At 33.6% G+C, this 14,591-nt stretch carries 15 protein-coding genes; all 15 read left to right on the plus strand.

What is annotated here, in order from left to right; translation table 11 throughout:
* The first annotated feature begins 3 nt into the window (after positions 1-3).
* The 15 genes from fliR to TEPIRE1_RS06250 all read left to right on the plus strand — a co-directional run bounded on the left by fliR (position 4) and on the right by TEPIRE1_RS06250 (position 14,387).
* Positions 4-780: a flagellar biosynthetic protein FliR gene (fliR, locus tag TEPIRE1_RS06180; protein WP_013778308.1), complete on the plus strand. Its 777-nt coding sequence runs from the start codon at positions 4-6 to the stop codon at positions 778-780.
* The gene (gene flhB, locus TEPIRE1_RS06185) at positions 777-1,853 is read left to right on the plus strand and encodes a flagellar biosynthesis protein FlhB (RefSeq protein ID WP_013778309.1); all 1,077 of its coding nucleotides are present in this window, start codon (positions 777-779) and stop codon (positions 1,851-1,853) included. Before fliR ends, flhB begins: the two co-directional genes overlap by 4 nt.
* Positions 1,854-3,887 (plus strand): flagellar biosynthesis protein FlhA, encoded by a 2,034-nt coding sequence (gene flhA, locus TEPIRE1_RS06190; RefSeq protein WP_013778310.1) that lies wholly within the window; start codon positions 1,854-1,856, stop codon positions 3,885-3,887.
* Positions 3,884-5,035, plus strand: coding sequence for a flagellar biosynthesis protein FlhF (gene flhF / locus TEPIRE1_RS06195; RefSeq protein WP_013778311.1), 1,152 nt, complete (start codon positions 3,884-3,886; stop codon positions 5,033-5,035). Before flhA ends, flhF begins: the two co-directional genes overlap by 4 nt.
* Positions 5,028-5,915 carry a MinD/ParA family protein gene (locus TEPIRE1_RS06200; RefSeq protein WP_013778312.1) on the plus strand — a complete coding sequence of 296 codons (888 nt, stop codon included), beginning with the start codon at positions 5,028-5,030 and terminating at the stop codon, positions 5,913-5,915. Before flhF ends, TEPIRE1_RS06200 begins: the two co-directional genes overlap by 8 nt.
* Complete coding sequence (locus TEPIRE1_RS06205) at positions 5,916-6,560, plus strand: flagellar brake protein (RefSeq protein WP_013778313.1); 645 nt, start codon at positions 5,916-5,918, stop codon at positions 6,558-6,560.
* Between the two features lie 38 nt (positions 6,561-6,598).
* Positions 6,599-8,605 (plus strand): chemotaxis protein CheA, encoded by a 2,007-nt coding sequence (locus TEPIRE1_RS06210; protein WP_013778314.1) that lies wholly within the window; start codon positions 6,599-6,601, stop codon positions 8,603-8,605.
* 85 nt (positions 8,606-8,690) lie between these two features.
* On the plus strand, positions 8,691-9,146 hold the full coding sequence (locus tag TEPIRE1_RS06215; RefSeq protein ID WP_013778315.1) for a chemotaxis protein CheW: 456 nt from the start codon (positions 8,691-8,693) through the stop codon (positions 9,144-9,146).
* Between the two features lie 11 nt (positions 9,147-9,157).
* The gene (locus tag TEPIRE1_RS06220; protein WP_013778316.1) at positions 9,158-9,796 is read left to right on the plus strand and encodes a chemotaxis protein CheC; all 639 of its coding nucleotides are present in this window, start codon (positions 9,158-9,160) and stop codon (positions 9,794-9,796) included.
* On the plus strand, positions 9,783-10,247 hold the full coding sequence (locus tag TEPIRE1_RS06225) for a chemotaxis protein CheD (RefSeq protein WP_041591428.1): 465 nt from the start codon (positions 9,783-9,785) through the stop codon (positions 10,245-10,247). Before TEPIRE1_RS06220 ends, TEPIRE1_RS06225 begins: the two co-directional genes overlap by 14 nt.
* A 14-nt stretch (positions 10,248-10,261) precedes the next feature.
* Positions 10,262-11,002 carry a FliA/WhiG family RNA polymerase sigma factor gene (locus TEPIRE1_RS06230; RefSeq protein WP_013778318.1) on the plus strand — a complete coding sequence of 247 codons (741 nt, stop codon included), beginning with the start codon at positions 10,262-10,264 and terminating at the stop codon, positions 11,000-11,002.
* 18 nt (positions 11,003-11,020) lie between these two features.
* The gene (locus tag TEPIRE1_RS06235; protein ID WP_013778319.1) at positions 11,021-12,544 is read left to right on the plus strand and encodes a DUF342 domain-containing protein; all 1,524 of its coding nucleotides are present in this window, start codon (positions 11,021-11,023) and stop codon (positions 12,542-12,544) included.
* A 9-nt stretch (positions 12,545-12,553) separates the two neighbouring features.
* Positions 12,554-12,859 carry a hypothetical protein gene (locus tag TEPIRE1_RS06240; RefSeq protein WP_013778320.1) on the plus strand — a complete coding sequence of 102 codons (306 nt, stop codon included), beginning with the start codon at positions 12,554-12,556 and terminating at the stop codon, positions 12,857-12,859.
* Between the two features lie 291 nt (positions 12,860-13,150).
* Entirely contained in the window at positions 13,151-13,360 is a 210-nt protein-coding gene (locus TEPIRE1_RS06245; RefSeq protein ID WP_231848376.1) for a hypothetical protein, read from the plus strand.
* A 34-nt stretch (positions 13,361-13,394) separates the two neighbouring features.
* Positions 13,395-14,387, plus strand: coding sequence for an AI-2E family transporter (locus TEPIRE1_RS06250; RefSeq protein ID WP_013778322.1), 993 nt, complete (start codon positions 13,395-13,397; stop codon positions 14,385-14,387).
* The last annotated feature ends 204 nt before the right edge of the window (positions 14,388-14,591 follow it).

The following is a 14,591-nucleotide window of genomic DNA, read 5'->3' on the forward strand; positions in this document are numbered from 1 at the left end:
AACATGAATGTAAATTATGAGGTGGCTTTAATAAAGTATCTGCTTATTTTGTTCAGATGTTTAGGCTTTTTAACTTTAACACCGGTTTTTGGCAGACGAGAAATCCCATTTCAGATTAAGATAGGTTTAGCAGCACTGCTTTCTTTTATAGTATATCCGATCATTCCGGAACTAGAATTAAATAACAATCTATGGATCGTGTCAGCAAGTGTTTTAAGAGAGTTAATGGCAGGTATAACCATGGGTTACGCAACCTTCCTATTGTTTTCATCTCTCTACCTTGCCGGAGGAATTATTGATCTTGAAATGGGTTTCGGCATGGTTAATGTTTTAGATCCTCAAAGCAATGCTCAGGTTCCACTTATGGGAAATTACTATTATATATTAACTATACTGTTATTTTTAACGGTTAACGGACACCATATGTTGATTTCTGCTATCATCAAAAGCTATGATTTACTGCCTTTGGGTAAACCGGTTTACCAAGAAGGTTTGCTAAATGTAATAATAGTAAGTTTTAAAGATATGTTCATTTTAGGGGTTCAAATAGCATTACCGGTAACGGCAATTATTTTTTTAACAGATTTTGCACTAGGTATAATTGCTCGGACTGTTCCCCAGATGAATGTTTTTATAGTGGGTCTTCCGCTGAAAATAGCTATAGGAATGATAGGTATGATTATAGTGTTTCCAATGTATCTGGTTATTTTAGATTATATTTACAATGGAACTTATGAAAAAGTATTAATGACAATTAGAGAAATGCAGGTATTACCGTGAACTTACAGCTATTTGCCGAAGAAAGAACTGAAAAAGCTACTCCAAGACGGCGACAAAAGGCTCGTGAAAGAGGACAAGTTTTTTCAAGCAGGGAATTAAATTCTGCTTTAGTTCTTTTGGGTAGCTTTTTACTGATTAAAATAGTCGGTAAAAATTTCGTTATGAATATAATGGATTTTTTTAACCATATTTTAACTGAAACTATTAATAGAGAAGATATATTTACTCTTGAGGGAATTGAAACATTTTCATATGAAATATTGATTTTCGCTGGTAAAAACTTTGCACCTGTGGCACTGGGTTTATCCTGTATTTGCCTGATTTCTAACTATATGCAGGTAGGTTTTGTACTAAGCCTTGAACCAGTTTCACCTAAGCTTGAACGAATAAATCCATTAGAAGGATTTAAGCGTATATTCTCCCGACGAAGTTTATTAGAACTGATAAAATCAATTGCCAAGATTACAGTAGTTGCTTACGTAGTCTGCACAGCTATAATTAAATATAAAGATTTATTTCCTCTTATGCTGAATATGAATTTACTTGATGCATCGAGCTTGACTTTAAGTATAGCATTTGAAGTGGGAATGAAAGCAGCTGCTACATTATTGATTGTATCTGCTTTGGATTATTTTTATCAATGGTATGAATATGAAACCAGTCTGATGATGTCAAAACAGGATATTAAAGAAGAATATAAAGAAGTTGAGGGCAATCCGCAAATAAAGTCAAGAATCAGGCAAATGCAAAGACAAATGGCTCGCACAAGAATGATGAAAGATGTAGAGAAAGCTGATGTTGTCATTACCAATCCGACCCACTATGCAGTAGCTTTAGCTTATGATGCCGCCTTGCACTCGGCACCTGTGGTATTGGCTAAAGGTGTGGACAAATTGGCTGAAAAAATAAAGGAAATTGCAACAAAAGAGGATGTTCCTATTGTCGAAAACAAAGCATTGGCTCAAACATTATATAAAACAGTGGAGATTGGAGATATAATACCAGAGTCTTTATATAATGCGGTTGCTGAAATTTTAGCATTTATATATAGTTTAAAAGAGAGGAGGCTATAAATGCAACTAGGGGATATAGTTATGGCAGTAATTGCCATTGGAATAGTCATAATGATGATAATACCGCCTCCATCATTTCTGTTAGATTTTTTATTAACGTTTAATATAACATTAGCTTTGGTAATCCTTTTAATTTCTATGAATATGGAGAAGCCGCTTGATTTTTCAATATTCCCTTCTCTCTTACTGATTACTACCCTACTTAGGCTTTCGCTCAACATATCATCGACACGGCTAATCCTAATTAACGGTTATGCCGGTAAAGTTATTGAGTCTTTTGGAAATTTTGTAGTTAAAGGAAATCCTTTAGTCGGGTTTATAATTTTTATTATCATTGAAATTATACAGTTTATGGTAATTACAAAAGGTGCTGAAAGAGTGGCTGAAGTTGCGGCAAGATTTACACTTGATGCTATGCCGGGCAAACAGATGAGCATTGATGCTGATTTAAACGCCGGCGTTATCAGTGAAAGTGAAGCACGTAGCAGACGGCAAGAAATTCAAAGAGAGGCAGACTTCTACGGAGCAATGGACGGTGCCAGTAAATTTGTTAAAGGCGATGCAATAGCAGGAATAATAATTACTGTCATAAACATAATTGGAGGCTTTATTACAGGCATGGTATTCCAAGGCTTAGAATTTACAGAGGCACTAAATAGATATACCCTTTTAACTGTAGGTGATGGACTTATCAGTCAAATTCCTGCTCTTTTAATTTCTACTGCAACTGGAATAGTTGTTACAAAATCTGCAAGTTCCGGTCACCTTGGCAAGGATATAATAAAGCAGTTTACCGCATATCCTAAGTTATTATTATTATCCTCAGCAGCTTTAGGTCTTTTTGCAATTGTACCGGGTTTGCCTTTTGTCCCATTTATGGTTTTGGCGGGAACGCTTGGTTATGCAGGCATGTCATTACAAAAAGCATCTGATCGTGAGAAACAAAAGATTGAACAGCTGCAAAAAGAAAAAGAATTAGATGAAATGAAAAAACCAGAAAATATCTATTCTTTACTGCAGGTAGATCCTATAGAGGTGGAGTTTGGATATAATATTATTCCTCTAGCAGATGCGAATCAAGGTGGTGACTTACTTGACCGTGTAGTAATGATACGTCGTCAGTGTGCTCTTGACCTAGGCATAGTTGTACCTATGATAAGGCTTCGTGATAATATACAACTTAAGCCAAATGAGTATGTTATTAAAATTAAAGGCGTTGAAGTAGCACGATATGAACTAAGGACAGATAGCTATATGATTATGAATCCAACAGGCGGACCAATCGAAATAGATGGCATAGAAACCAGAGAACCGGCTTTTGGTCTTCCGGCTATGTGGATTTCCGATGACAAGAAAGAAATTGCCGAAATGAAGGGGTACACAGTCGTTGATGCATCATCAGTGCTTGCTACACATCTAACAGAAGTGGTTAAACAAAATGCACATGAGTTATTAGGACGTCAAGAAGTTAAAAACTTATTGGATAATTTAAAAGAACAGTATCCGGCATTAGTGGAAGATATTGTACCTAAGATGCTTACAATAGGAGAAATACAAAAGGTATTGTCAAACTTGCTTAGAGAAAATATACCTATTCGAGATCTTGTTACGATTCTTGAGACCCTTGGTGATTATGCGGCATTGACAAGAGATACGGATATGCTCACAGAATATGTAAGGCAACGATTGAAAAAAGTTATCACAGAGCGGTTTATACCGAGTAAAATCGCCCAAGTTATAACATTGGACAGCCAAATAGAAGATATGATATTAGATTCTATCCGTCAAAATGAACATGGCTCATATGTAGCCTTAGATCCGGTGATGATTCAAAAAATCAGAAATTCCTTCATAAAAACTGTTAATGACTTACATGCAAAAGGTATATCCCCAATAATTCTAACAAGTCCCATGATTAGGATTTATTTTAAAAAAATTATTGAAGATTATATTTCATTTGTACCAGTTTTATCTTATAATGAGCTTGAGCCTGAAGTTGAAGTACAATCAGTAGGGATGGTGACTTTGAAATGAAAATTAAAACTTACGTAGCTGATAACGTTCAGGAAGCTTTTTATAAAGTAAAAACCGAACTCGGCAAAGATGCAATAATCCTTCAGACAAAGCATATCAAAAAAGGAGGATTTATGGGATTCTTTGCAAAAAACATGGTAGAGGTTGTAGCCGCAAATGATATCAATCCAACATTTAATACGCCAAAAGAACCATTAAATCCAATATTACCGGATACAGCCGCAAAATATGAAAACTTAACTGATTTTGTTAAGATTGACAAGATTAAAACCGATGTTGAAGAAGTAAAAAATATACTTAATAAATTATGTTCAGAACAAAAACAGCAAGAAATTAGCACAAATTTTGGCATACCTTTGCCTTTAAAAAAATTTTATGACAGAATGTTTGAAATGCAAGTTGCATCCGATATTATACATATGGTTATAAGTAATGCTGCAAACAATCTTACGGATGCAGATATGAACAATAAAGCAGAATTGTATAAAATGGTCAAAAATGAGATTGTTTCACTCATAGATATAATTGAGCCCATCGAATTATCAAAAGAGAAAAATATCATTGCATTTGTAGGCCCTACAGGGGTAGGTAAAACAACAACGATTGCCAAGCTTGCTGCACATTTCTCTTTGTATAAAAATAAAAAAGTAGCTATGATAACAGCAGATACTTTTAGGGTTGGTGCCATCGAACAGCTAAGATTATATGGTGATCTTTTAGAAATACCGGTATTTGTTGTATACAGTTTTGAAGATGTTAAAACTATATTGGCAGATACTAACGATTATGATATCTTATTAATTGATACAATGGGATTTAGTCCCAATAATCGTATGCAGATAAAAAAAATAAAAGGATTATTAGATTATATAAATCCCAATGAGATTCATATAGTAATAAGCGCGGCCACAAAAAATCAGGATTTAGTTGACATATTAAACAATTATAAAGAACTTCAATATAAAAAAATTGTAGTTACAAAACTTGATGAAACAAAGTGCTATGGTATGCTATTAAATGCTATAAGTATATCAAATGGCTGTAAATTATCTTATTTAACAATGGGACAAAATGTTCCGGATGATATTGAAATAGCCTCGGCGGACAAGATTGCTGATATGATTCTGGGGGAAAGCGAAAATGTATGAACAGGCTTTCAAATTAAAAAAAATCATGGAAGAAAAAAATCGCATAAGTAACCCTTCTAAAAGTGTAAAGGTTTATTGTGTTACAAGCGGAAAAGGCGGAGTAGGAAAGACCAATCTGTCAGTTAATCTGGGATTAGCCATACAAAGTTTGGGGAAAAAGGTGCTATTAATCGATGCTGATTTAGGTCTTGCCAATATAGATGTAGTATTAGGGTTATATCCGAAATACAATCTTTCACATATTTTATCTGTTGGAAAAACAATCCAAGATATAATCTTGGAAGGGCCGCTGGGAATTTCCATATTGCCGGGAGCATCAGGTATATATAATCTTGCAAACGTGAGTTATGCAGAACTTGAATTATTTATTGACAGTTTCAAGATGATAGCCGATAATTTTGATATAATAATAATTGATACAGGTGCAGGCATTTCAAAGAATGTAATAAGTTTTATTCAGTCTTCCGATGAAACAATTGTAGTAACGACTCCGGAACCAAGTGCAGTAACAGATGCTTATGCTATGATCAAGATTTCGCGTAACTATTGCGATAAAATTCATGTGATAGTAAATAAAGCTGACAATTATAAAGAAGCCGAATATACTATGGATAAGCTGTCAAAATCAACAAAAAAATTTTTAAACATACATATTAACTATCTTGGCTTGGTTTTGGAAGATAAGGTGGTTTACAAAGCAAATATGAACCAGACACCATTTTTTATAAATTATCCGGATAGCCTGGCATCAAAATGTTTGATAAATATTAGCAGAAGACTAATATATGGTGAACAATCATTATCAAAATCAAATTCGACCCTTGACGGCTGGTTTTCGAAACTCGTATCTTTTATTAAGGCAAACGTGGGGGTTATGTAGTTGAGCGATAGTTTTCTGGAAATAGGGACGAAGGTGACGTTAGGCATACAGAGAGAAAATGCAGAATGTTTTTTTCCTTCAAAAGTTGAAGATATAATATCAGACCGTATTGTTTTAGGTATGCCTATAAAAGAAGGCAGGACATTCTTTGTAGGTCTTGATGAGAAGATAAATGTTTATTTTCCCCAAAAAGGTTCGTTTTATTGCTTAGAGGGTTTAATAGAGGATAAAAAATATGACCCTATTCCGGTGATTACAATATATCCTATATGTTTGCCGTATAAAAAACAAAAGCGAAGTTACTTTAGGCTGAAAATTTCCCTAAAAACGTATGTAAAATCGTCTGATTTCGATGAGTGGATTAAAGTTTATACTCGTGATATAAGTGCAGGTGGGGCTAAATTTTCCTATCCTTCTTTGATAAAAGAAGGGAGCATTATTGAAGTTGCTTTTCCTGACATTTTACCTGAAATGTCATTGACGTCAAGGGTATTGAGAACCGAAAAAAACCGCGACAGACATATAAATACATATGATGTAGCAGTTGAGTTTATAGAAATTGATGAATCTATATGTGATAAGATCGTTAAATTTATATTTGCAAAACAGAGAGAATTTATGGAAAAAGGCGTTGATGATTTATAATTTGCTGGATATAGCAATTAATGATAGAGGTGAATAGAATGAATAATCAGTATTTAGATGTATTTCTGGAAGAAGCTAGAGAGCATATAGATAATCTTAATACATATCTTTTGGAGTTAGAAAATAATGCGAGCCAAGAAGTTATTGATGAAATATTTCGTTCAGCTCATACTTTAAAAGGTATGTCGGGCACCATGGGTTATAGCCAACTTTCGGAATTAACACATGAGATGGAGAATTTATTACAGGAGATAAGGAGTCACCAAATTAGTGTTAACCCCCAAATAATTGATACACTTTTACAATGTGTAGACATTTTGGAAGAATTGATTAATGATGTTGAAGAGCAGGGCGATGAGAAGCAAAGAGATATTCAGAAGGTTATAAGTAGACTGAAGGAAAGAAATAGTTTTTTATTGAGCAATGCAGAAACAATAACCGAGAATAAGAAAAAAGATGAGATTTTCAGTTTTAACGAATATGAAAATCGATTAGTTATTCAAGCCTTAGAGAAGGGTCTTTATGTATGGAAGGTAGTTGTGAAATTAGTCGATGAGTGTCTTTTAAAATCCGCCAGAGCATTTTTAGTTTTTAAGACATTAGAGACATTTGGAGAAATAATAAAAACCGAACCTATAGTCCAAGATATAGAAGATGAAAAATTTGATAATGAATTCACGATATATCTGGTTACATCGCAAAATAAAGACGAAATATCTAAGTCACTAAGTACTGTATCGGAATTAGAGAGTGTATGTGTACAACCTGTTGAACAGGATTCAATACTTATCCAACAAACTAATCAAAATAATTATCAAATTGATGTTGATAAATCAGAGAAACTGACCTCTGCTACTACGGATATACCAACAAGAACAGTAAATACCTTCAAAAAAACCGGTAAAACCTTGAGAGTAGATATTGAGAGATTGGATATTCTGATGAATCTGGTCAGCGAATTAATTATAATAAAGACTAGATTAGATGATATCAACGGCGATAAAGATTATCAAGCTAAGCAGCGTGAAGCAATTGAGTATCTGGAACGTATTACTTCTAATCTCCATGATGCGGTAATGAAAGCTAGAATGGTTCCAATAGAAAATGTATTCAATAGATTCCCCAGAGTCGTACATGACTTGTCGCGTGAACTCTCAAAAGAAATGGATTTACTGATAGAAGGTGCTGAAACAGAACTGGATAGAACAATAATAGATGAAATAGGGGATCCTTTAATACATCTAATTCGCAACGCAGCCGATCATGGTATAGAAAGCCCGCAAGAAAGAGTGAGTAAAGGCAAGCCGGAGCGTGGAACAATCAGACTGAAGGCATATCATGATGGAAACAACGTAGTAATTGAAGTATCCGATGACGGTAAAGGAATTGACTTAAATTCTGTGATCAAAAAAGCTGTTGAAAAAGGTCTAATTGATAAGGAACAATCCAAAAACTTAAAGGAATATGAAATAACCTCATTTTTATTCGAGCCGGGTTTTAGCACAAAAAGTTCGGTTACTGATGTTTCTGGAAGAGGAGTTGGTCTTGATGTAGTTAAAACTAAAATCGAATCTCTTGGTGGCTCCATTGAAATTAATAATAAAAAAGATATGGGAACAACATTTCTAATTAGATTGCCACTTACGCTAGCAATAATACAAGCGTTAATGGTTATGGTCGGAGAAGAAAAATATGCAATTCCGCTTAGCTCTATTAAAGAAACTGTTATTATACCCGAGAAAGAAATAAAAAAAGTTCAAAAAAGTGAAGTTACCGTACTGAGAGGTGATGTGATCCCGGTAATCAGGCTTAATGAAATTTTAGACATTGAAAAAAAAGAAGAAGATAATGATGAGCTAACTTTGGTGGTTGTCAAAAAGGGAGAAAAAGATGTTGGCCTGGTTGTAGATGAGCTGATAGGCCAACAGGAAATAGTAATAAAAACGCTTGGAAGCTTTTTAAAAGATATTAAATTTATTGCAGGGGCTACAATACTTGGTGATGGCGAGGTAGCTTTAATCTTGGATATAAATAAATTAGTTTAAAGAATTCCTGTGTGGTTGTCAAAGAGCTTGAAAATGACTTTCAGTGCGTCGGAAAACTAACAATATTGTACAAGGAGGAATCAAAATGGCTGAAAATATTCGTCAGTTTGTAGAATTTAAATTAGGTGATGAAGATTATGGAATAGATATTTTGCAGGTTAAGACTATTGAAAGAATGATGCCTATAACTCGAGTCCCTAAGGCACCTCCATTTGTTGAAGGGGTGATAAATCTCAGAGGAGAGATAGTACCGGTAATAGATTTAAAAAAGAGATTTGATTTACCCTTGAGTGAAACTACGGACAGCACCAGAATAGTAATAGTGTCAATTGATGATATAACAGTCGGTATGATTGTAGATTCAGCTACGGAAGTAATCCAATTATCTCAGGATGATATTGAACCGGCACCGCCGATTACGGGAAGTATAGATGCTAATTATCTTGATGGGGTGGGAAAGATTGACGGCAGATTATTGATACTGCTTAATGTAGCAAAGCTTTTGAAACCTCAAGAAATAAATCAACTGGCTCAAATATGAAGGTGAACTAAGTGTATACTGATTTAGAGATTGATGCATTAAAAGAGATTGGGAATATTGGTGCCGGCAATGCAGCTACAGCATTGTCTACACTGCTTTCAAAAAAAATAATAATTAAGGTGCCCCAAATAAAGATCATTCCATTTGATGAAGTCTCAAAATCAGTAGGCGGACCGGAAAAATTAGTAGTTGGAATTTTTATGCGCATTACCGGAGATGTTGATGGGAATATTTTAATAATCATACCCGAAAGGGATGCATATAATCTAACGGAAACATTGTTAAGCAAACAAAAGGATAGAAATGTAGATTTTTCAGATATGGAAAAGTCTGCATTGTTAGAATTAGGAAATATCGTTGGAAGTTCTTATGTCGTAGCTCTTTCGGACTTAACCAAACTTTCGCTAAAAGTTTCGGTTCCAAGTCTCGCATTTGATATGGCCGGAGCAATTATAAGTTTTCCACTGAGCTTATATGGATATATGGGTGATACGGCTTTTCTAATTGATACTGAGTTTACAGAAGGTTTAGATGGTACTAAGCTGCACTATTTCTTAATTCCTGATGATGAATCATTAAAGCTACTTTTAAAGGCTATTGGAGTGAATACTATTGAGCATATCAATCCGAGTGGGAATGGCGGAATATAAAGCTGCAAAATCTCCGGCTACCTTAATAACTTTAGGTTTAGGTTCATGTGTAGGAGTTGTATTATATGACAACTTTGCAAAAATTGGGGGGTTAGCTCATGTAATGCTTCCGGATAGCAATCTCAGCAGTAAAAAAGATTATAATCCGGGCAAATTTGCAGATACGGCCATTGATGCATTAATGCAAGAAATGTCAAAGCTTGGTGCTAACGAAAGACGTATTATTAGCAAAATAGCTGGTGGAGCGCAAATGTTTCAAATAAAATCTGAAAATAATATTATGCAGATTGGAAAACGAAATGTTGAAGCTGTTAGAACTAAATTAAGTAAATTAAATATAAAAATAGTTGCAGAAGATGTGGAAGGCAACTACGGCAGGACCATAGAATTTTTTTGTGAAAGCGGAGAACTTACAGTTAAAACTATTGGACATGGTACTAGGATTTTATAATTTGGGGTGTAAGGATGCAAAGTGAAAATACTGAGAAGCTTTGGATGAATTATAATAATACTAAAGATAAATACGTTAAAGGGCAGCTTGTTGAAAAATATGTTCCTCTGATCAAACATATAGTAAATCGAATGAATATAAATCTCCCACCTTACTTAGAATATGAAGATTTAATAAGTTATGGTGTTTTTGGTTTAATGCAGGCAATAGAAAGATATGACACCAAAAAGGGAATAAAATTTGAAACGTATGCTTACACCAGAATAAAAGGTTCTATAATTGATGAACTTAGAAAAACAGATATGATACCGCAGGATATTAGGAAAAAAATAAAAATGCTCCAGAATGCTTTTTCAGAAATGGAACAAATTTTAGGACATTCGGCAAATGATGATGATATTAGCAACTATCTTGGTATTTCAAAAAAAGATCTTTACAAAATTTATAAAGAAATATCTGCTGCCTATGGAGTTTTATCTTTTGATGAGTTAATTGAGTATGAAGATGTTGGGCAAGCCTCTGGGCAACCAGATATCCAAGCTGAAAAAGAAGAAGTTAAGGAAATTCTCGGAAATGCAATTAATCAACTTCCGCCACAAGAAAAACTTGTAATAACACTATATTATTACGAAGGTTTAAATTTCAAAGAAATAGCTGAAGTTTTGGAATTATCTCAAGGAAGAATCTCTCAAATTCATACCAAAGCTATCTTAAGGTTACGGGGACATTTAAGTAGAAAAAAGGTAAGTTTGTGATAAGGGAGTGTAAAAAAGGTGGAAGCTAATAATGATAAAAAAGCTGAGAGAATAATAAAGTGGGCGATAGAGAGGGCGAAAATTGAAGAGAATCGAGAAAAATCGGAACAAGATATAACTTCTGCTTCAAAGTCTGACTATAGCGAGAACGAAAACCTTGTTGAAGATGCAAAGTTGGAAATTGAAATAAGTAAAAATGAAATGGATGCTACTTTATGCATAATCCCTCCAAAAGGCGGTAGGATGCTCACATTTGAAGAGATTATAGAAGAACTTACAGCAAAAAACGTAAAACATGGTGTTGATAATAATAAAATTAAAGAAATGCTTGCAAAACAGTTATTTAACAAACCAATTTATATTGCATCAGGATCACCGCCTATCAATGGTAAAGATGGTTATATAAAATATCATTTCGATTTTAACAGAGATATAAAACCTAAGGTATTAGAAGATGGAACCGCTGATTATCATAATTTAGGTTTAGTGATTAATGTAAAAAAAGGAGAATTACTTGCAGAAATTATCCCTCCCACTCAGGGAATTCCTGGCAAAACCGTAACAGGTAAAATTATACCTGCAAAAAACGGTAAGCATGCGAAAATACATGCCGGTAAAAATGTGATTATTTCGAAAGATGGAAATGAGTTGTTTGCAGGGATCGATGGTCAACCTGTTATAATTAACAATAAACTGAGCGTTTTACCAATTTTAGAAATTAAAGGGGATGTTGGGCCGGCTACTGGGAATATTGATTTTTTAGGCAGTGTTGTGGTTTTGGGAAATGTGAAGACTGGATTTACTATTAAAGCCAATGGAGATATAGAAGTTAACGGAATTGTCGAAGCGGCAGAAATCGAAACTGATGGGAATATAATAATCAAAAGGGGAGTTCAGGGGCAAGGCAAAGGTATACTTAGAACAAAGAAATCTTTTGCAGCTCGATATATCGAAAATGCAACGGTTGAGGCCGGTGAGAATATAAATATTACAGATGCTGCTATGCATAGCTGTCTTTTAGCAGGAAAGAACATAAGACTGGAAGGAAAAAAAGGATTAATTGTTGGTGGAACGGCTAGAGCCGGAGAAAAAATCATTGCAAAGACTATTGGTTCTCCTATGTCTACCTATACGGAATTGGAAGTTGGAATTGACCCGTCATTAAAAATGAATTACCAAAACATTTGCAACAAATTAAAAACAATCGAAACTGATTTACATAAAATAGGTCAAGCTCTAATTGTGTTAGAAAAATTAAAGGAAAAAGATTTGTTAACTTCAGATAAACAGGCTTTGCTTGAAAAACTTATTTTTACAAAGGAAACTCTAAAGGAACAACAGCAAGAACTAATGGGGGAAAAAGAAAGACTTGACTTAATGATTTCTCAATCAAGTAAAGCAAGTATCTCTGCTTCCAACGTATGTTACTCAGGTGTTAATATAATAATCGGTAATGCCAGTTTTAAGGTCAGAGATAGAATCGACCATGTTACCTTTTATAACTATGAAGGCCAGATAAAATTTGGTCCTTATGAAGGTTAGGTGTTTTTGATGACAATAAGACCTGTTGACATGCGGACGATATTACCAAAAGCTACTGAAATATCAAAAATTCAAAGCACGTTAAAGGAAAATTCCGATGCACAAAATAGTATACTTGCTGCGGGATTTCAAGAGCAATTACAGACTTCTAAGCAAAGAGTGAATAAACGTTCAAAAAGTGAAAATGTCAAAATTGAAAAAGACCGGAGCAAGTCAAAACAAGGTAATGAGAACAGAAAATACAGCAAAAAACAAAATCGAAAAAAACTTCAACAAAATAAAAAACATATGGGTCATATAGACGTTAAGGTCTAGTCTGCTAGTTGAAAATAGTAACTGAATTTGATTTATATATTTATTATAATCATAAACAAGACCGAAATACTCGGAATTATAGAAATAAATACCTGTATTATGCAAAAATCTTATGAAATTGCAGCAGGAGATGTAGTAAAAAATCTTAAGAAGATATCTTATACAAAAACGTTGTTGCTGGTGACAATATTATGAAATGAAGAAAATATATAATCTGAAATAAATACGCAAAAGCGTATTTATTTGCTTTTTTTGGGAAAAATTATAAAAAGACAGACAGCATTTGCAGAGGTGAGGTTATTGATAGTATGTCCGTTATGTCAAAAAGGTTCTATAGGTAAAGTTGGAAACAATCAGTATTATTGCTGGGAATGTTATGTAGAATTTTCAATTAAAGAAGATAAAGTTATAATATATGAGGTTTGTGATGATGGCACTTTATTGGTTTATGATAAGGAACATAATGAGTTGTTAACGACTATTGGTAATTTAAAGAGGTGAAATAGCCATTAAAATCGTTACAAACCGGTTTTTTTTGCTTGTACTTATTTTATTTATTTTAATCTTTGTTTTTTATAATAAAGAAAAGATAGCTACAATAATTTTACCCTTTATTTTTGGAATTTTTATTACCTATCTTTTAAATCCTTTAGTTGAATTATTAACCCAGAAAAAAATTGATAGAACTGTAGCGGTAGCATTAATTTATTTTATATTAATAGCATCAATAGTTATTGCTCTGGTATATATAATTCCGATTTTACTTTTTGAACTTAATAATTTAATAGAAACAATACCGCTTTATACACGTGAAAGTCAAGAAATTATAGCAAAAATTAGAAAAAATTACTTGGCATCATTACCGATTAGCTTTCAAGAAATTATAAATAGAAATATGGATAGATTACAAGAATTGCTTCTAGGGTTTCTTCAAAATGCTGTTGATGCAATAATAAGTATTTTTTCAAACTTTTTTAGTATAATTTTAGGTCCTGTTTTAGGATTCTATTTTTTAAAAGACCTGCCAAGCATAAAAGAAAACATAATTCTTTATATGTCAATACCGTATAAAGATACAGTAATCGAATGGAGCGAAAAAATCAGCAAAACATTAGGCAGATACATTAGAAGCCAATTAATAGTTAGTTTAATCATAGGTTTTTTAACGACTTTTTCAATGCTAATATTAGGCATTGATTTTGCATTGGTGATTGGAGCTTTAGCCGGTATAACCAATATAATACCATATTTTGGCCCTGTAATCGGAGCATTACCTGCAATCATAATTGCGATATTGCGCTATCCTGAAAAAATACCATGGATAATTATTTCAATGTTAATAATTCATCAATTAGAAAGCGGTATAATCTCACCCCATATTGTTGGAGAACATGTAGGTATTTATCCTGTAACAGTAATTTTTTCCCTTCTAATTGGGGGAACCTTTTTTGGTATAACAGGTCTTATTCTTGCGGTTCCTGTTGCCGCTTTGATAAAAATTACTTTGCAGCAAAATAAAAAAGATTAGAAATGGTGAGCTGACGAAGTAAATGTAGTTTTGTCTGCTTATCCAGAAAAGAAATTATAATAAAGTTTGTTACAAAGTTATTGCACCTCAATAATTTTTATGATATACTAACAAGCGGTAAAATACACACACCGATGGATTTTCAAAGCGGGGTGCCTATGAGGTTCCTTTGATAAATGAAGTCGGCGGAGGTTATAAAACCAG

The organism is Tepidanaerobacter acetatoxydans Re1 (assembly GCF_000328765.2).
GTDB classification, from domain to species: Bacteria; Bacillota; Thermosediminibacteria; order Thermosediminibacterales; family Tepidanaerobacteraceae; genus Tepidanaerobacter; species Tepidanaerobacter acetatoxydans.